The organism is Carnimonas nigrificans ATCC BAA-78 (assembly GCF_000526695.1).
Classification (GTDB): domain Bacteria; phylum Pseudomonadota; class Gammaproteobacteria; order Pseudomonadales; family Halomonadaceae; genus Carnimonas; species Carnimonas nigrificans.
The window spans coordinates 173,123-192,509 of record NZ_JAGO01000010.1 but is presented as its reverse complement, the minus strand read 5'-3'; the positions used below and the strand labels follow the sequence as shown (position 1 = coordinate 192,509).

The window sequence follows — 19,387 nt, the reverse complement described above, 5'->3', positions numbered from 1 at the left end:
GGGCAGGTGGATATCAGGCGTGGTCGAGCTGGTCTCTGAGCATTTCGCGCAGTACCTTGCGGCTCACCTTGCCGACGCCACTTTGCGGGAAGGCGTCGATCAGCTCGAAGCGGTCAGGCACCTTATAGGCAGCGATGTGCTGACGCAGGAATTTCGATAGCTCGAACTTCTTCAGCATTTCCCCCTGTTTGGGCACCACGAAGGCAATCGCTCGTTCGCCGAGGTATTCATCGGGAATACCCACCACCGCAGCGTCGTAGATGCCGGGGTGCCCCAGTAGCGCATTCTCGACCTCATCCATCGAGATCTTCTCACCGCCGCGGTTGATCTGGTCCTTTTCGCGACCTTCCACCACGATGTCGCCATTATCGGTGAGCACTGCGATATCGCCGGTACAGTAAAAGCCGTCCTCGGTGAAGTTCTCGGCATTTACCTCGGGGGCGTTGAAATAGCCACGAATGGTATAGGGGCCGCGGGTAATCAGTTGGCCCGGCTGACCCGCCGGTAGCGGTGCCATGTGCTGGTCAACGATCAGTACCTCATCGGCCTCTGGGTACATCGGGCGGCCCTGAGTGTGAGTGATGATCTCTTCGCTATCATCAAGGCGCGTGTAATTGACCAGACCTTCTGCCATGCCAAATACCTGCTGTAGCTGACAGCCCAGTACGGGGCGAACACGTTTGGCGGCAGAGCTGACCATTTTGGCGCCGCCAACCTGCAAGAGCGCCAGTGAATCAAGCTGCCTGGTGCCCAGCCGCTCGGCGGCCTGCAGCCACGCCAATGCCAGTGGCGGCACCGCAGAGGCCATGGTGACCTGATGGCGCTCAATCAATTCGAAGCACACATCGGCGCAGGGGGAAGGAGCCAGCACGATACTGCCACCGGCCAGCATCACCCCGAGAAAGCCGGGCGAACTCATCGGGAAGTTATGGGCGATGGGCAGCGCAATCAGCAGGCGTGTCTGCTCACTGATTTGGCAGATATCGTTGCTGCCGCGCAGGCTGCAAATGTAGCTGTCGTGACGGCGTGGGATCAGCTTCGAGACGCCCGTTGTTCCGCCGGAGAGCTGGAAAAACGCCAGATCACGCGCCTTGGGCGGAGGCGGTAGCTGGTCGTCGCGAGGCGCTGCCTTCAATAGTGAATCGAAGCTGGTGAGACCCTCGGCTTTACCGCAGATCACCAGCTGCTCAACGCTGGGCACCGCCTTCTGCACACTCAGGGCCAGATCACGATGGCTGAATTTCTCGAATTCATCGACGGTGATAATGGCGCGTGCCCCTGCAAAACGGCAGAAGTGTTCCAGCTCCTGGCGACGGTGGGCGGGCAGGGTATAGATGGGCAGCGCGCCAATCCTAAACAGCCCGAAGGCGGCGATGATGAACTCGACGCGGTTGGGCAGTTGCAGCACCACGCGATCACCGCGCCTGATCCCTAGCTGAGTCAGACCAAGAGCCGCGCGTAGGGCGAGATCGTTAAGCTCGCGATAGCTGTACTGGCGCTCGCCATCAATCACCGCGATGCGTTCACCATGGCGCTGCGCCTGATCCGCTAGCAGGGAGGAAAAGGTATCGTGCGTCCACAGGCCATGCGCCTGATAGCGTTCAATGAAGTCGGCGGGCCAGTCAGGGCAGAGGGCATCAACGCTGTCGTCGGGTGTCAGCGCCAGCGGGCGCGATAGAGTGCTCATGATTCTTTCTCGGATGGCAGGGAAGTAGAGTGATGAAGCTGGCCCAGGCGCTCATCGAGGCCAAAGGCGGCCAGCATGGTGCCGAGCTTGGTGCCGGTTTCAGCGAATTCAGCGTCAGGGTCCGAGCCTTCCACCGTACCTGCGCCAGCGTACAGCACCAGTTCGTTGGCACTGGCCTGGGCGCAGCGCAGCGACAAGGCCCATTCACCATCGCCGTTGGCATCGCACCAGCCGACCATGCCGCTGAACAGCTCGCGCTCGAATCCTTCCCAGCGCCGAATGGCGGCGAAGGCATCCTGTGTGGGCACGCCGCACACGGCGGGAGTGGGGTGCAGCGCACGGGCAACAGCCAGCGAGGTGGTGGCAGGGTCAGCCAGCTCGCCCTCAATGCGGGTGGAGAGGTGCCACAGCTTGTTGGTGCTCAAAAGCTCTGGCCCCTCGGGTACATGCAGCTCACGGCACAACGGAGTGAGTAGACGCACGATATCCTCGACCACGAAAGAGTGCTCGTAGAGATCCTTTGGTGAGCGCAGCAGTTCGGCGGCGGCGGCCTGATCCTCTTTTGCATCGGCACGTCGCGCTGTAGATCCGGCCAGCGGGTTGACGCTGATATGACGGCCTGTGCGGCGCACGATCAGCTCGGGGCTGGCACCCAGGAAGACGCTGCCGCCTTCGGGAGTCGTCGGGCTGGCAAAAACATAGGCGTCAGGATTGCGCTTCATCAGGCGTTGGAGTACCGGTGCAATGGGCACGCTGTCACGGGTCTTGACCTTGAGCGTACGCGCCAGTACCAGTTTGCTTAGTCGGCCGCTGCGAAACTCCTCCAAAGCGGTCGCTACATTGGTGCAGTAGCCTTGATAGTCAGGTATCGGGGTGGCTGCAATGGCCTGAAGGTCAAGGGACGGCTCAGGCTCGCGGGCGGCCCACTCGCCAATGGGGGCCATGCTGCGCACCTTGTTCGGCAGCATCAGGCAGCCAGGGCGATCGTCGGCAAAGGGCAGCACACCCACAACGATGGGGGCATCCAGCTCGCCGTCGGCACCTTCCTTAAACAGCGCCTGGAGCGTTTGTTCCGCATCACTGCCTTGAATGCTGCGACTGATACGCCAGTCGGAAGCCAGCATCGCTCGGGTGGGCGAATTGAAGAAGAAGTCGCCGGAAGAGTACTGCTCCAGCAGAGTATGGGCAGCGGCGCTTTCGATGGGCTGCTGTAGTGCAAGGTCAGTCATTGAGAGCATTCCCAGGGCCTGGAAGAGAGCAGGCCCTACTGTGTAATGGACGAAATGGTATCTTAAAAAGCATCGTTAATCATTCTCATCTTAGCTTTTGTCACGCCACGGCCATGGCGCATTCAAGCGCCGCAAGCATCCAGCAATTCAGTGATCATTTTTGTCAGTGTGTTCGAAGGGGGCGGTGTGCCCCGGGAATACGCAACAGCCCGCTACAGAGCTGGCCGAGCGGTTGAGCCGTGCCGCCCCAGGGGGCAACGTGCGTATGCGCCACGCTCGCATAACGTGCGGCGCTGAAATCAATCAACCGAAGTCGTGTAGCGCTGCTGTGAAAGGGGGCGCAGCGTGGTGGTAGCTCGGGCCACAGGGTGCGCAGTGTTGCGCCTTCCTGGCGGAGCTGCCACGCCAGCGAGGGGCGTTGGTTAATCGGGGAGAGTGCCAGGTGGCGCATGCCAAACAGCAGCAGGGCACGCCGCCCTTGATCGAGAAGCTGACGCTGAATCAGTTCAGCGAAGGCGGCGCTGCGGGCCAGTGGGGCAGGCTTGTCACCGGTACAGCCATCAGGTTCGGCCAGCCAGACCCGAAAGCGTTGATGCGCGGGCCTGCTCAGATTGTAGGCCCGCAATCTGCGCAGCAGTGCGGCGTAAACCGGATGCGCCCATAGGGTGCCGTGGGCGGATTGACGCCACAGGGGGGCGAGTTGCGCCGCGCCCAGTGGTGCGCCGGCAAGGTAGTCATCGACCAGTGACTGGTGGCGCTGGGCACCGAACTCCACCACCAGATCGCGACACTGCGCTCCCAGCGCTCCCTCGGTAATCAAACTACCCAGCGTGCGCATCACCACGGGGGTATGGTGTGCTTCACCCAGCCCGACCAGCTGGCTCTCATTGAACCAACCGGCGATGCGCTGGGCGATGGTATCAAGCGCTATGGTCATCGGGACGCCAGCGGCTCAGATGGGCACCGATCTTCTTCAACATGGCGGGTGACACCATGCCTGGATGATCGGTAGGAAGATCGACGTGCTCAATGGTGCCATTCACCCACGGCTGCCAGCGGGTGCTGACAAGACCCGGCATATCGCGCGGCGCGGCGGCATTGAAGAACAGCAGATCGCCTTTGAAGGTGCGGTGCTCGGCGCTGCGCACGAGCCGACATGAGTTGATGACGACATCCACCAGCCGGTCGAGGGTTTCAGAGGGAAGGCTCGCCATGGCGTGCTGCTCCTTCTCAAGCAGAGCGACCACGGTAGCGCGAGTCAGCGGCTGATCTTCAGACAGCGTTACGCCCGCAATGCGCATCAGTGCGACCAGTGCCTGCTGCTCATCGGGCGGCATCAGGTCGCGCCACACGTCGCTGGGGTAGGTATCCATCAGGGCGAGCAGGGCGATCTGTTCGCCTTCACTTTGCAGAATGGCGGCCACGCTATGCGCCACCATGCCGCCCAGCGACCAGCCCAGCAGCCGGTAGGGGCCATGAGGCTGGCGTGCGCGAATGGCCGCGACATAACGCTGTGCCATCTCATCCAGGGTAGCGGGCAGCGAGCTACCGGCACTCAGGCCATCCGCCTGCACGCCAATAATCTCGCTCTCATCCGCAAGCGACTGGGATAACCCCGCGTAGCACCAGGCCAGCCCACCGGCAGGGTGGAAGCAGAATAGCGGGGCGCTGCCCGGATGCTGGGCACGACGCAATGGCAGTAGCGTATCCAGTGCGCCTTCACGCTGAGTACGCGCCAGCTCGACCGCCATGCGCGCAGGAGTAGGGGCAGCAAAAACAGTGGCGATGCTGGCCTCTTCGCCGGTGGTGCGGCGAATCGCCAGCGCTAGCTGAACCGCTGCCAGCGAGTGACCGCCGCTGGCGAAGAAGTCATCATCGACGCCATATTCATCGCGCTCCAGCGCCTCGGCAAAGAGCTGGCATAGCGTGCGCTCAGCAGCATTCGACGCCGCGCGCGTGGTGCTGGCCGTCGTGGGCGGTGCTGGAAGGGCGCGCTTGTCCAGCTTGCCGTTGCTGGTGGTAGGCAGCGTATCAAGTTCAATCCATACCTGCGGCACCATGTAGTCAGGCAGCCAATGACGCAGGTGTGCTTGCAGCCTGGCCTGCCACTCATCGCGGAAGGGGGCGCTACCCACCAGATAGGCGATCAGACGGTCATCTATTACCAGCACTACGGCCTGTCCTACGTCGGTGTGCTGCTCCAGGACGGCTTCAATTTCGCCCAGTTCGATACGCTGGCCGCGCAGTTTAACCTGATGATCAATGCGGCCCAGATATTCGATCTCACCCTGTTCATTCCATTTGGCGAGATCACCGCTGCGATAAAGTCGCTGGCCTTCCAACGCTGTAATAAAGCGTTCAGCCGTCAGGTCATCGCGTCCCACATAGCCACGCGCCAGATTGCGCCCGCCAATATAAAGCTCTCCCACACAGCCGATGGGCAAGCGCTGCTGCTGACGATCAAGAATCTCGATCTGAGTGTTCCAGATCGGACGCCCAATCGGCGCGCTGGCGCGCTGGCCCAGTTCGGCACAGCGCCATGCTGTTACATCCACCGCCGCCTCGGTGGGGCCGTAGAGATTGTGCAGCTCCACCTGGCTGCCCAGCAGTCGCTGCGCACGACGAATCGTATCGACCTTGAGCGCTTCACCGCTGGCAAACATCTGGCGTAGCGCAGGCAGCTCGGTTGGAGTCAGCTCCAATTCATCAAGGAAGGCATTGAGCATCGAGGGCACGAAATGCAGCGTCGAAATGCGCTGATCGCGAATCAGGGTCGCCAGATAGTGGGGATCGCGATGCCCATCCGGGCGCGCCATTACGAGGGTGGCGCCGCTGATGACCGGCCAGAACAGCTCCCACACCGAGACATCGAAGCCAATCGGGGTCTTTTGCAGCACACGGTCGCCAGGGGCGATAGGGTAGGCGGCCTGCATCCACTTGATGCGGTTAACGATGGCACGATGCTCCACCAGCACGCCTTTGGGTTCCCCTGTCGAGCCGGAGGTAAACAGCACATAAGCAGCATCGTGTGGAGCGCGCGCCGGCAGCGGCTGGTGATCCAGTGGGCCAGGCTCATTGAGCTGATCGGCGAGCGCGCTGATATCAAGCTGGTCGATATCGGCCGGTAGCTGGTCGATATGCTCGCTGTCACTGATTAGCAGGGTGGCCTTGGCGCGCTGTGCCATGGTGAGCCAGCGGCCGCTGGGCTGATCGAGCGGCAGCGGCATATAGGCGGCACCACTTTTATGGATCGCCAGCAGCGCAATTTCCAGCTCCAGTGAACGCGGTAGTGCCACACCCACTACGCGGGGTGCCGGCGTGTTACCGAGGCGCTGGCTGATCAAGGCGGCCAGTCGTTGCGCGCGGGCATTCAGGGTGCGGTAATCGAGCTGCTGCTGTTGAGCAATGAGCGCGATGGCCTCTGGGGTTGCTGCCACCTGACGCTCAAACAGAGTGGCGAGATCGGTCTCTTCAACGGGATGTTCGGTGGCATTCCACTGGGCGATGCGCTCAAGCTCGGCAGGCAGCGCCAAGGGCTGTGCAGCGATGGGAAGATCGCTATGGCGAGTCACCTGATCGCACCACTGTTGCAGCCGCTCCAGATGGGCGCGGGTTTCGCTGTCACTGTAGAGGCGAGGGTTGCTTTCCAGCATGATCCCCAGCGTGCCGCTGTCTCCCCCGAGATAGAGGCTCAGCGTCATATCATCCACGGGGCCGGGGGCCAGGTGATGGGTGCTGGTGTTGCAGCCAGCAAACAGACGGCTATGGGCAAACGGCAGAATATTGACCTGCATGCCGAATAGCGGATTCTCGCCCGGCATCCGGTTAAGCTCGCTGGCCAGCCATTCATGGCGATAACGCTGATGCCGACGAAGCTGTTTGAGTTCGTGTTTTACCTGCTGGGCCCACTCGCCAATGGTTGCCTCGCTACTCATCGCGACACTAAACGGCAGCATATTGACCACCGAGAGCGGTGTTGAAAGCGCTGCCTTGTTCAGACGCCCCATCATCGGCAGTGCCACAGCAGGAGCACCTTCACCACTCATACGCATCAGATAGCTGACCACCAGCGCCAGCAGTAGCTCGGGCACGGCAACACCAAGCTGCTCTGCGCAGTTATCCAACGCCTCCTGTTGATCCACGGAAAGCGCGAGATGGTGGCGCAAGGGGGATGAAGCGGCATGGGCGAAGCGCCCCGCCAGTGAGGTCGCTACCGGCTGGTCAGCGAGGCGCTGGTGCCAGTATTCACGGTCGCGCTGACGTGCGCTGCTGTCGGCATAGTGTTGCTCGTCGGCGATTACTTCGTCAGGCTTGCCAAACCAGCACGGGCGGGGAGTGGTGTGCTGCTGTAACGCCTGATAGTGCTCGGCCAAACGTTGCTGCACTAGCGTGTAGGCATACGCATCGAACTGAAGATGATGGGTGCTCAAGTACCACACCCAATGCTGCTCACCGAGTTGCAGCAGCGCTGTTTCAGCGAGCGGTGTTTCTGCCGCTATCACTTCTCTGGCAAGCCGTTGCTGCATCCACTGCCAGGCCGCAGCGCGCGGCGTTTTCTGCTGACGTAAGTCGATCCGTTCGAGTGCGAGCGGAGGGAAGGCATCAAGGAATTGACAGGGCCGCTGCTGTTCATCGCTGTCAAAGCGCGCGCGCAGCACTGCCACTTCGGCAAGGGTCAGTTCAATGGCCTGCTGAAGCAGCGGCGCATCAATGGGGCCGTGGATCTCCAGCGCTTGCCCCGTGGTGTAGATACGTTCGTTGCCGCTCCACAGTGAACCGTACCAAACGCCCCGTTGACTGTTGCTGATATCAAGCGGTTGCGGCGCGGTGGTGGGTGGCGATAGGGCATCGGAGGCTGGGTGCAGCACGCTGGAAGGCTCCCTGTGATGATGGATGGTTAGTGGGCAACGTTGCACCAACTCGTTGTATTAAAGCGGTTTTCTGACACTGAATCTCATTCAGTCAATGGGGCGCAGTGTACGCTTTTTTTGATATCGATTCACATTGTCATTTGTGGGATACTGCCACTGTTTTTCACATAAATGATATAAATTCTTATTCACTTTACGTAATGAAATGTTGCGCCCCGGTGGTAGCGGCGCCTTTTACCGCCCTCCTCATACCGCGTCTCAGAGCCGTGTTCCGATAACACTATGCTGCCCTGCACGGGCACGGATGAGGCTGCTCAACACTTGCGTGAAGAAGTACGATTGATTTTGATTGGGAGTTATCATGCGGGACGAAATTCAGCGACGATCACGGCGAGCAACGGCGGCCTGGCGAAGCATTGGGGGGTGGTCAGCGGGGTGCGCGCTGATGGTAGGATCGCCGCTGGTGATGGCTCAGCAGGGCAGCGTCTCTGCAAACGAGGCCGATCAAGGGTCGGCCACGGCCATGGATACGGTGGTGGTGACCGCCAAGGCATTTGTGGCCGGCAGTGATCAGCCGGTACCGGTGCATCCGGGGTCCAATGGACAGATCGCCACCGGGGGCAGGTTGGGGGTGCTGGGGGAGCAGGATGCCTTCGATGTACCGTTCAACGTCGTGTCATATACCGCCAAGCGGGTAGAGGACAAGCAGGCGCAGACGCTCGGTGCTGCATTACGCGGTGATCCCGGCGTACAGATTGGCAACGGCTTCGGCAATAACGCGCAAACCTTCCATATTCGAGGCTTCGAGCTTGTGGGTGATGATGTCTCCTATGGTGGCCTGTACGGTTTGTTGCCGCGCCAGTTGATGAATCCGATTGGTGCCGAGCGGATTGAGGTGTTCAAGGGCGCCAGTGCGTTTCTTAATGGTGTCTCGCCAACGGGCAGTGCTGTGGGTGGTTCAGTGAATATCGAACCGAAACGCGCCGGCGATACGCCGCTTTTCAGAACGACCCTGGGCTATAACACTGATAATCACCGCTACGCAGCGATTGACACTGGCAGGCGCTTTGGTGATGACAACGAGTGGGGGGTGCGGCTCAACGCCCTGCATGGCACCGGTGATTCGCCGATCAATGGCGATGATGATAATCGCAATAAAGCCTATACCCTGGGGCTTGATTACCGAGGTGAGCGGCTGCGCAGCTCCGTGGATATCGGTTATGAACGCGATACGCTGAAGGGCAATCGCGGGGGCATTTACCTGAATTCGCAGCTCGATGCCATGCCGGTGGCACCTTCCGCACGCACCAATTACACCCCTGACTGGAACTATTCGCGTCTCGAATCGACCTACGGCATGTGGCGCGGGGAGTACGACTTCACCGATGACTGGACTGGCTACGCTGGCTTCGGCTTTAGCAAGGCACACGAATTCAGTCGTGCGGGATCGCCCACGGTTGTCAGATCCAATGGCGATGCCACCTTCGGCATGCCCATGGATACCCATCACGATGAAAAACACTTCACCTATCAAACCGGCATGCGCGGTCATTTTGAGACCGGTGCGGTTAATCATGCGGTGAATCTCGGCTTCTCCGGTGCCGTATCGCGCAGCTATAACGCCTACACCTTCGGCAGTACCGAGACCGACGGGAACTTCAATATTCATGCGCCCACTGATGTGACGCTTAACGCTCCCGCGTCGACCGGTTCACCGAGCCTGGCATCGCGTACCCGCGCCAACGGTATCTCGCTGTCGGATACCGCCTCACTGTTTGACGATCAATTGAAGCTGACAGCGGGTGTGCGCTATCAGCAGCTCACGGTGCGCAACTGGAACCTCAGCGGCACGCCTACCTCCGATTTCAATGACAACGGCTACACCCCCATGTACGGGGTGGTCTATCAGCCCACCGAGCATGTCTCTCTGTACGCCAACTATATTCAGTCGCTCCAGGCGGGGCCGCAGGTGCCGCTGAGCAATAGCAGCGGTGTTCCTTACCCCAATGCTGGGCAAACCCTTGGCATCGTGCGTTCCAAACAGTATGAAACCGGCATCAAGCTGGATTATGAAAAGTTTGGCGGCGCGCTGAGTGCCTTCCGTATCGAACAGCCCAACGCTTCGGGCGATGGCAACAGCTACGGATTGAATGGCAAGAAGAACGTCAAGGGGCTTGAGCTGAGCGGTTTTGGCGAGCCTATCGACGGCTGGCATGTCATGGGCGGTGTCACCTATATGGACGCTGACCTGAAAGGCACCACCAATCATGATGGCAATGACCCCATTGGTGTGCCCAAATACTACGCCACGCTGAGCAATAGCTGGCAGTTGCCGGGCACTAATGGTATGGAGCTGACCAGCGACGTGATTCGTTCAGGCTCGCAGTTTGCCGATGATGGCAACCGCTATCGCTTGCGCCCCTGGACACGGCTGGATGTCGGCCTGCGCTATCAGGCGTCTCTATCAGGCATGCCGATGACGCTGCGTGCCAACGTCGATAACCTGACCAATAACGGCTATTGGGAGTCAGCCAACCAAAGTGGCTACGTCACCATGGGGACGCCTCGCACCCTGCGGCTGTCAGCCTCCTTTGACCTTTGACGCGCTGTTTTGCGCGCGCCGCGTATCGATAGGCTGCCCGGCACGCGCCTGATTTCCTTAAAAGAGCGATCACCCGACGGTTCTGAATACTGTCGACACTTTTATTACCTTATAGAGTACTCATCAATGAACGGGATATTCTCGAAAGGAAGCTCACGCATGGCCGCCCTTGGTGCAGCCCTGATGCTGGGCATGGCTTCCACCCAGGTGTTGGCGCAGACCGCTACCTCCCCGCAGGCGCAGTCCCAGCAGCAGGCGAGTAGCACCAGCATTAACAAGAAAGCGCTGACAGAAGGGCTGTACGAAACGGTCTACAGCGCCAAGCGTAATACGCTATACGTGGCGGCGGCCCAGCGCTTTGATGATGGGAAGGGGGGGATTATCTTCGCTCTGGACCCCGAAACCCTGGCTGAAAAGGCGGCCTATCAGGTGCCGTTCAAGGCGTTTTCTCTGGCGCTTGATGATGAGCGCGGGGAGCTTTTTATCGGCAATACCATGGATGCGCGGGTCAGCAAATTCTCGCTTGAAACCGGGAAGGTCGAGGGCGTTCGCCAGTTGGCGAGCAAAAAAGAGGGCGAGAAATATTACCCTGTTCACCCGCGTACCTTGCGCTTTGATAGCGTCCATCAGCGGCTCTACGTGACTGCTGTTGCGGCACCCGGCAAGCTTTACGTGGTCGATACGCGCAACATGACGCTGCTGAAAACGATCAACGATCTGGGTAAATGGACGGCGGGGCTGGCGATTGACCCCGAGCACCAGCGCGCCTACACCTCCAACTTCGATGGCCGTATCGACGTGATTGATACTTCCAGCTTCCGCAAGCTGAACAGCTTCAGCGCCCACGCCGAAAAACCGACCAATCTCGCGCTGGACGCTGCCGGCAAGCTATATGTCACCGATCAGGAAAGCGGTGATGTCGTGGTGCTGAATGCTCAATCAGGCGAGCAGCTCAAGCGTCTGCACAGCGGCAAGGGCGCGCTGGCGCTGAGCTTTGCCAAGCAGGGCAAGGTCTTGCTGGTGACCAACCGCGAAGCGGGCAGTGTGACGGAACTCGATCCAGCTTCAGGCGATGTGCTCAACACCTTCACGCTGGGCGCGAACCCCAATAGCCTTGTCATCGACGATAAAAGTGGCGCGCTCTTTGTGACCATCAAGCAGAAGATGAAATATCCGGCCACCCCAGAAGGTGAACGGCCCCCTGCCAAGCCCGACGAAATAGCGCGTATTACGCTGTAAACGGCGCGTAGCTGTAAGGAAAAGCCCGGCCCTGTGGTCGGGCTTTTGAGTTTGCGCTCGCACCCTTGGTATCGCCCCGGGCTTGTGTTGGTGTCTTGGTATTTGCCGGGCGAGCTGCGTTCGCCTTCCACACTATCTGTGGTCTTCTTCGGCCCCGAAAGCTCATTCTTTAGTTTCTCCTTCCCTACACATGCCGTTATGCGGCCTCCTTCCTTGAACACCTCCTTAACACGAGTGTCTATATGCACGACACATTGCGAGATTGATTCGATTATTTTCAAATAAAAGTAAATCTCATTTGTAGTCGATTGTCGTCAAACGTGCCGCTATTTGATCATAAGCGTGATTGATGTCCCTGATAGCTTCACAGCGAGGTTAATCAGGACTAAAATAGTCCGCAATTAAGGTCAGCAACATTTTTTGTCGGGAGTGTGAAGGGGATTCGATGCTGAAACTGTCGAAACTCAGCGATTACGCAGCCGTGGTGCTGGCGCAGATTGCACGCCAGCCCCAGCGGCCTCAGGCCGCTCCCGAGCTGGCCGAAGAGGTGCACCTGCCGCGCCCGACCGTGAGCAAAACGCTCAAGATGTTGCACAAAGCGGGGCTGGTGGAGTCACGACGCGGTGTGCAGGGCGGTTATCTGCTGGCGCGCAGTGCCGAGCAGATTCGCGTGAGTGACATCATCGCTGCCATTGAAGGGCCGGTGGCGATGACCGCCTGTAGCCATTCTGACAACGACTGCGAACTGGCGGCGCTGTGCGGGGTGGCGGATAACTGGCAGCGCGTTTCGCTGGCCATGCGCCAGATGCTCGACAGCATTACCCTGGCGCACCTGGCCCAGCGCGAGCCGCTACAGATTATGCCGGCCCGTGCGCTGGCGCCTTCGGCAACAACATTCTCAAGAGAGTCGCTGCTGGTCAGCGACGCTGACTCCTGACCCACACGGCACGCCGTACTGTCAGCGAGTAACGTAAAACGACCGTGATCACCGTATTTTGCATTATCGAGCCGCAGTTGAGTGCTCGCAGGGGAGATGGAAATGGCAACTGAAGAGATGGAGAAGCTCGTCGAGCAGCGCGAGTACAAGCAGGGCTTCTTTACCGAAATCGAGAGCGAGACGCTGGCACCCGGGCTGGATGAAGAGAAGATCAAGTTCATCTCGGAAAAGAAGGGCGAGCCTGAGTGGATGCTCGAATGGCGCCTGGATGCCTATCATCAGTGGCTAACCATGAAAGAGCCTGAGTGGGCGCACGTTCACTACCCCAAAATTGATTATCAGGCGATCTCCTATTACAGCGCGCCGAAGAAGAAAACCGACGGCCCGCAAAGCTTGGATGAAGTCGATCCCAAGCTGCTTGAAACCTACGAAAAGCTCGGTATTCCGCTGCATGAACGCGCTGCACTGGCTGGTGTAGCCGTCGATGCGGTGTTTGATTCGGTCTCGGTTGCGACCACCTTCAAGGCTCAGCTCGCCGAAGCAGGGGTGATCTTCTGCTCGATCAGTGAAGCGATTCGCGACTATCCCGAGCTGATCCAGCGCTATCTGGGCACGGTCGTCCCCAAGGGGGATAACTACTTTGCTGCCTTGAATGCCGCGGTATTCACCGATGGCTCCTTTGTTTTCGTGCCGGAAAATGTCGCCTGCCCGATGGAGCTGTCCACCTACTTCCGCATCAACGCGGCCAACACCGGGCAGTTCGAACGTACTCTGATCGTCTGTGAATCGGGCGCGACCGTCTCCTATCTGGAAGGCTGCACCGCACCACAGCGTGACGAAAACCAGCTCCACGCTGCCGTGGTTGAACTGGTAGCGCTGGACGACGCCTACATCAAATACTCTACGGTGCAGAACTGGTATCCCGGTGATGAAAACGGCAAGGGTGGCATCTATAACTTCGTCACCAAACGCGGCGACTGCCGTGGCGACCGTTCGCGCATCAGCTGGACGCAGGTGGAAACCGGCTCTGCCATTACCTGGAAGTACCCTTCCTGCATCCTGACCGGTGATGACTCCCAGGGTGAGTTCTATTCGGTGGCGGTGACTACTGGGCATCAGCAGGCCGATACCGGCACCAAGATGCTGCATCTGGGCAAGAACACACGCTCGACCATCATTGCCAAAACCATTGCCGCAGGAAAGTCCGACCAGTCGTACCGCGGACTGGTCAAGATTACGCCGCGTGCGCTGGGGGCGCGTAACTATACCCAGTGTGATTCGCTGCTGATTGGCGATCGCTGTGGCGCCCACACCTTCCCTTATCAGGAAATCGGCAACTCCAAAGCGACCGTGGAGCACGAAGCCACTACCTCGAAAATCGCCGACGATCAGCTTTTTTACTGCCGTTCACGCGGCATGAGCGAGGAAGATGCGGTCAGCATGATCGTGAATGGTTTCTGCAAGGATGTCTTCCAGGAGCTGCCGATGGAGTTTGCGGTGGAAGCAGAGGCGCTGCTGAACGTGACTCTGGAAGGTTCGGTCGGCTAGAAAACAGTCACAGTGGTCGTGTCGCGGGAAATACCAGGTTTCAGGGCGCAGCAGTGCTGGCCCGAGGTGATTTCCCGCCGACCTGTTGCATAACCTGCAACGGCCCGTTTTATATTCACGCTCGGTTAGTGCCGGGTAATCTCATGATTTATACAGCGCCGTGAGGTGCTGAAGTTCGCAGTCAAAGGTTGCACACCATGCTCGAGATCAAGGATCTGCACGTTTCGATTGAAGATGAAGACAAGCCCATCCTTAAGGGGCTGAACCTGACCATCCCGAAGGACGAAGTGCACGCCATCATGGGGCCGAATGGTGCGGGCAAGTCGACCCTGTCAGCGGTGATCGCAGGCAAGGATGGTTACGAAGTGACCTCCGGTTCGATCACCTATGAAGGAAAGGATCTGCTTGAGATGGAAGTCGAGGAGCGCGCTCAGGCGGGCATTCTGATGGGCTTTCAGTATCCGGTCGAAATTCCTGGCGTGAAGAATATCTATCTGCTGCGCGCCGCGCTGAATGCCAAGCGCGAAGCCGAAGGCAAGGGCGAAATTCCCGCGCCTGAATTCATGAAGCTGATCAAGGAAAAGAGCGCCTTCATGAAGATGGATAGCGCCTTCCTGCAGCGCGCAGTCAACGAAGGCTTTTCCGGCGGCGAGAAAAAGCGCAACGAAATCCTGCAAATGCTGGTGCTTGAGCCGAAGCTGGCGCTGCTTGACGAAATCGACTCAGGGCTTGATATCGATGCCATGAAGATCGTGGCCAAGGGCGTCAACTCGCTGCGCAGCGAAGAGCGCTCGATCATGATCGTCACGCACTATCAGCGCCTGCTGGATTACATTACCCCCGATCACGTTCACGTACTGGTCGATGGTCGGATTGCCCACTCCGGCGATGCCAATCTGGCGCTTGAACTTGAAAAACGTGGTTACGACTGGGTGACCGAGGAGGCTGAAGCATGAGTGATACCGCTATTCGTCGCGATGCCCCGCAAGGTGTCGCGACCAAGGCGGCGCTCGGTCACTTTGATGAAGCATTCAAGGCACAGACCGGCGCTGCGTTGACTGAGCTGCGCCAACAGGGCTTCGACGCATTCGCAGCTCACGGACTTCCCTCTATTCGTGAAGAGGCGTGGAAGTACACCGATGTGCGCGCTATCGGTAAAACGAACTTTGCGCTGGCAACATCGCTGCACTCGGCCAACCTTGATGAACTTCAGCTCGATCTTGATGCGTATCGGCTCGTGTTTGTCGATGGCGTATTCGATGCCGAGCGCTCGTCGTTTGACGATCTGCCTGAAGGTGTGTCGCTGGGCACGCTCTCACAGCGCAGCGAACTGCCGCAGCAGTTTGGCAGCCAGCTCGCGGCCAGCGCTGGCCCCTTTACCGCGCTTAACCAGGCGTTTGCCGGTGAGGGCGTTTATCTTGAGGTGGCGCGCAACGTAGAGCTTGAAAAGCCTGTCTATGTGCTGTTTGTCTCCAGCGCTGGCGATCAGCCGTGGATGAGTCATCCGCGGGTGCTGATCTCGCTGGCCGATAATGCCTCCGCTACGCTGGTCGAGCATTTCGTGGCTGAGCAGGGTGCCGCCAACTTCACCAATCTGGTGACGGAAGGCACGCTGGCGCACGGTGCGCGGCTCGATCACTACAAGCTCAATGAAGCCAGTGAGCAGGATCTGCATGTTGCCAATCTGAAGGTAGAGCAGCAGGGTGATTCGCTGTTCAAGCAGCATAACCTGACGCTGGGTGGCCGTCTGGTACGTAACGATATCGACACCGAGCTGAATGGCGAGGGCGGACACACCGAGTACCATGGTCTGTTCTTCGTCAATGGGCGCAGCCATGTGGATAACCACACCGTGGTTAATCACAACGTGGCGCGCACCTTCTCCAACGAGAACTACAAGGGCATCCTTAACGACCGTGGCCGTGGGGTGTTCAATGGCCGGGTCTATATCAAGCAGGATGCCCAGCAGGTACGTGGCTATCAGAACAATGCCAACCTGTTGCTGTCGGATCGCGCCGAGGTCGATACCAAGCCTGAACTGGAAATCTATGCCGATGACGTGCTCTGCTCTCACGGCGCTTCCACCGGCCAGCTTGATGAAGATGCCGTATTTGCACTGCGTGCGCGTGGCATTGCCGATGAACATGCCCGTGCGCTGCTGACGCTGGCCTTTGCCGGTGAGGTGCTTGAATCCACCGCGATTGCAGCGGTCGCCCAGCGGGTTGAGCGGCGTGTAGCAGGAATGCTGCCCGATCGTTTTGATCTGGAAGGGTTGGTCGATATCTCCGCGTGATAGCGGGCGAGGGCGGCACTCCATGAGGGTGTCGCTCTTTTCGTTTTGCGGTTGCTGCGCCGCTACAGATGAGCACAAGTGCAGCAACCTGGTAACAAGTGCGGTGAGGAGCCCCTATGCAACGCGAAGCCACGGAGCAGAAACCTGCTCAGGCGACCTTCGATGTCGACGCGCTGCGCGCGCAGTTTCCTATTCTGGCGCGCACGGTCAACGACAATCGGCCGCTGATCTATCTCGATAATGCTGCGACCAGCCAAACGCCGCAGGCGGTGATTGATGTGCTGGATGACTACTATCACTGCTACAACGCCAACATTCATCGTGGTCTGCACTCTCTGGCCGATGAGGCGACCGCTGCCTTCGAGCAGGCGCGTGAGCGCGTTCAGCGTCATATCAATGCCAGCGACAAGCGTGAGATTGTCTTTACCCGCGGCACCACCGAGGCGATCAATCTGGTGGCGCAAAGTTATGGCCGCGCATTTCTGGAGCAGGGCGACGAAATCATCATTTCGATGATGGAGCACCACTCCAATATTGTGCCGTGGCAGCTGCTGGCAGCTGAACGCGGTGTGGTGATCAAGGTGATTCCCGTCACCGAGTGCGGTGAACTTGACCTTGACGCGTATCAGGCACTCCTCAGCGAGCGTACTCGGCTGGTGTGCGTCAATCATGTATCGAATGTGTTGGGCACTATCAACCCGATCCAGCAAATTACACGGCTGGCCCACGCCTGCGGTGCCAAGGTGCTGGTGGATGGTGCTCAAGGCTTGCCCCACGCGCAGGTTGATGTGCAGGCGCTCGGTGTCGATTTCTACGCCATGTCGGCACACAAGGTGTATGGCCCCACTGGCATCGGTGCGCTTTACGCGCGCTTCGAGTTGCTCGATGCGATGCCTCCCTGGCAGGGCGGGGGCGAGATGATTCAGTTGGTCAAACTGGATGGCTCCACTACCTTTGCCGCACCGCCCCACAAGTTTGAGGCGGGTACGCCTGCTATTGCTGAAGCAGTCGCCTTTGGTGCTGCGCTTGAGTGGTTTGCGGCACTGCCCTTCGAGGCGCTGGAAGCGTGGGAACAGCAGTTGACGGCAGCGCTCGAAGCCGAGGTCAAAAGCGTTGAAGGCGCCCGCATCATAGGCACTGCGCCGGGCAAGACCGGGGTGGTCTCCTTCGTGGTAGAGGGTGTGCATTCACAGGACATCGGCCTTTTGATCGACCAGTTTGGCGTCGCCATTCGCACGGGCCATCACTGCGCGCAGCCACTGCTGGCTTCCTACGGGCTTGAGGCAAGCTGTCGTGCGTCGGTTGCGCCTTACAATACCCTGAAGGAAGTGGTCGCCTTTGGCGATGCGTTAAGACGCGTGGTTGGAATGGTAAGAGGGTGATATGAGCAGCGTCGAAGAGCGTCTTTATAAAGGCCAGAACCTGCCGCTTCAGCGAGCGGTGAATGTCATTTCGGTGCCGTTCGGCAAGGTGGTTGAGCTGCCGGAAGATGCCGAGGTGCAGGTGATGCAGGCGCGTGGCAACTCGGTAAGCGTGGGCTATGAAGGGCGACTTTATCTGATTGAAGGTGCCCAGCTCGATGCCATTGGCCTGGAGCCGATAGCGGCGGCCACCTTGCCTGAAGGCGCCAGTGACGCTGAACTGGAGCAGTTCGCCTGGGAGTGTCTGCGCACCTGTTTCGATCCTGAAATTCCGGTCAATATCGTCGAGCTGGGGCTGGTCTACAGCGTGCGCGTCGAGTCGCTGATCAGCGGTGAAAAGATGATCACCGTGCGCATGACGCTGACGGCTCCGGGCTGCGGTATGGGGGAGGTGATTGCCGCCGACGCCAAGCACAAGATATTGGGGGCTGAGCAGGTATCGAAGGTGCACGTCGAGATTGTTTTCAACCCGCCCTGGTCGCGCGACATGATGAGTGATGAAGCCAAGCTTGAACTTGGCATGTTCTGACCGTCATGGCACCGTGACAGAAAGATTGTAGGGTGACAGAAAGATTGTAGGGTGACAGAAAGATCGTAGGGAAAGCTATCCATTGGCGCTGGCACAGGCTGGCGCAATGCTCTCGCCGCACGTCGTTAACATCGACGCTGCGGCGTTTTCTTTCCATGACTTCGCACTTTTTGAGTACCTTCATGGTGTGGCATAGGGCTCTGCGTTGCACGCGGCCCATCCCTTGGTGCATGCTAGCGCTCGCATTTCGCATCCTGGGTATGCTGCACGGGTGATCTATTCATGAAATCAGCGCCACTGCGCATGGCAGCCAAAATAGCCGGATGGACGCTCGTGGCGGGGCTAACGCTGACGCTGCTGGCGGGCGTTGGCTTCGCTGCTGCCAACCTGTGGGTGTGGTACGACACAAGAGACCGTATCTATACCGATAGCGCGATGTGCCCGGTCTCCGATGTTGGCGTGGTCTTTGGCACTTCCTTCCGTATGCGTGACGGTTCCCCCAACCCCTATTACGCTGCACGGCTCGATACTGCTGCCGAGCTTTACCGCTCCGGACGGGTATCGCATCTTCTGCTGTCGGGGGATAACCGCTCGATTCACTATAACGAACCGATTGCGATGTGGCGTGATTTGCAGCGCCGCCATGTGCCGCGCAGTGCGCTGACGCTCGATTATGCGGGGCTAAGCACCTTCGATACCGTGGTGAGAGCGAACAGGATTTTCGGTCTGCAAAAAGTGGTGCTGATTACCCAGGACTGGCACTTGCCGCGAGCGCTCTTCATCGCCCGTGCCAAAGGGTTGAATGCCTATGGTTGTGCCGCCTGGGGGCAGCAGTCGGGGAGTGATACCTACGTCAACAACCGCGAGCTGGCGGCGCGTGCGCTGACGGTGCTGGATGTATATGTGCTAGGGCGTAAGCCGCGCATCCTTGGTGAACCCGAACCGCTGAAATTAACAGGGCAGGAATAGCGCTCCGCACTAACGAAACGCGAAGCGGCAGCGTGGTGCGCTTGTCGCCGTCTTCCTTCCTT

General features: G+C 59.1%; 13 protein-coding genes. 9 read left to right on the top strand and 4 right to left on the bottom strand.

Going from position 1 to position 19,387, the window contains the following annotated elements; all coding sequences use genetic code 11:
- Nucleotides 1-13: 13 nt before the first annotated feature.
- The 4 genes from L881_RS0102095 to L881_RS0102080 form a co-directional block, all read right to left on the bottom strand.
- Nucleotides 14-1,687, bottom strand: a complete 1,674-nt coding sequence (locus tag L881_RS0102095; RefSeq protein ID WP_034578183.1) for a (2,3-dihydroxybenzoyl)adenylate synthase — start codon at nt 1,685-1,687, stop codon at nt 14-16.
- Nucleotides 1,684-2,916: an isochorismate synthase gene (locus L881_RS0102090; RefSeq protein ID WP_025732070.1), complete on the bottom strand. Its 1,233-nt coding sequence runs from the start codon at nt 2,914-2,916 to the stop codon at nt 1,684-1,686. Before L881_RS0102090 ends, L881_RS0102095 begins: the two co-directional genes overlap by 4 nt.
- 163 nt (nt 2,917-3,079) lie before the next feature.
- Nucleotides 3,080-3,853 (bottom strand): TraB/GumN family protein, encoded by a 774-nt coding sequence (locus L881_RS13325; RefSeq protein ID WP_025732068.1) that lies wholly within the window; start codon nt 3,851-3,853, stop codon nt 3,080-3,082.
- Nucleotides 3,837-7,784, bottom strand: coding sequence for a non-ribosomal peptide synthetase (locus L881_RS0102080; protein WP_025732067.1), 3,948 nt, complete (start codon nt 7,782-7,784; stop codon nt 3,837-3,839). Before L881_RS0102080 ends, L881_RS13325 begins: the two co-directional genes overlap by 17 nt.
- 364 nt (nt 7,785-8,148) lie before the next feature.
- On the opposite strand from L881_RS0102080, the gene L881_RS0102075 reads away from it, so the two are divergent.
- The 9 genes from L881_RS0102075 to L881_RS0102035 all read left to right on the top strand — a co-directional run bounded on the left by L881_RS0102075 (nt 8,149) and on the right by L881_RS0102035 (nt 19,325).
- Nucleotides 8,149-10,389, top strand: a complete 2,241-nt coding sequence (locus tag L881_RS0102075; protein ID WP_156926473.1) for a TonB-dependent receptor — start codon at nt 8,149-8,151, stop codon at nt 10,387-10,389.
- Nucleotides 10,390-10,548: 159 nt separating this feature from the next.
- Nucleotides 10,549-11,628 (top strand): YncE family protein, encoded by a 1,080-nt coding sequence (locus L881_RS0102070; protein ID WP_025732065.1) that lies wholly within the window; start codon nt 10,549-10,551, stop codon nt 11,626-11,628.
- 445 nt (nt 11,629-12,073) lie between these two features.
- On the top strand, nt 12,074-12,565 hold the full coding sequence (locus tag L881_RS0102065) for an SUF system Fe-S cluster assembly regulator (RefSeq protein WP_025732064.1): 492 nt from the start codon (nt 12,074-12,076) through the stop codon (nt 12,563-12,565).
- Between the two features lie 102 nt (nt 12,566-12,667).
- Nucleotides 12,668-14,113 carry a Fe-S cluster assembly protein SufB gene (gene sufB, locus L881_RS0102060; protein ID WP_025732063.1) on the top strand — a complete coding sequence of 482 codons (1,446 nt, stop codon included), beginning with the start codon at nt 12,668-12,670 and terminating at the stop codon, nt 14,111-14,113.
- Nucleotides 14,114-14,310: 197 nt separating this feature from the next.
- A complete protein-coding gene (gene sufC, locus L881_RS0102055; protein ID WP_025732062.1) occupies nt 14,311-15,069 on the top strand; it encodes a Fe-S cluster assembly ATPase SufC in 759 nt (252 codons plus the stop codon).
- Nucleotides 15,066-16,406 (top strand): Fe-S cluster assembly protein SufD, encoded by a 1,341-nt coding sequence (gene sufD / locus L881_RS0102050; protein ID WP_025732061.1) that lies wholly within the window; start codon nt 15,066-15,068, stop codon nt 16,404-16,406. Before sufC ends, sufD begins: the two co-directional genes overlap by 4 nt.
- Nucleotides 16,407-16,522: 116 nt before the next feature.
- The gene (locus tag L881_RS0102045; RefSeq protein ID WP_025732060.1) at nt 16,523-17,788 is read left to right on the top strand and encodes an aminotransferase class V-fold PLP-dependent enzyme; all 1,266 of its coding nucleotides are present in this window, start codon (nt 16,523-16,525) and stop codon (nt 17,786-17,788) included.
- Between the two features lies 1 nt (nt 17,789).
- A complete protein-coding gene (gene sufT, locus L881_RS0102040; protein WP_025732059.1) occupies nt 17,790-18,356 on the top strand; it encodes a putative Fe-S cluster assembly protein SufT in 567 nt (188 codons plus the stop codon).
- A gap of 282 nt (nt 18,357-18,638) precedes the next feature.
- A complete protein-coding gene (locus L881_RS0102035; RefSeq protein WP_025732058.1) occupies nt 18,639-19,325 on the top strand; it encodes a SanA/YdcF family protein in 687 nt (228 codons plus the stop codon).
- The last annotated feature ends 62 nt before the right edge of the window (nt 19,326-19,387 follow it).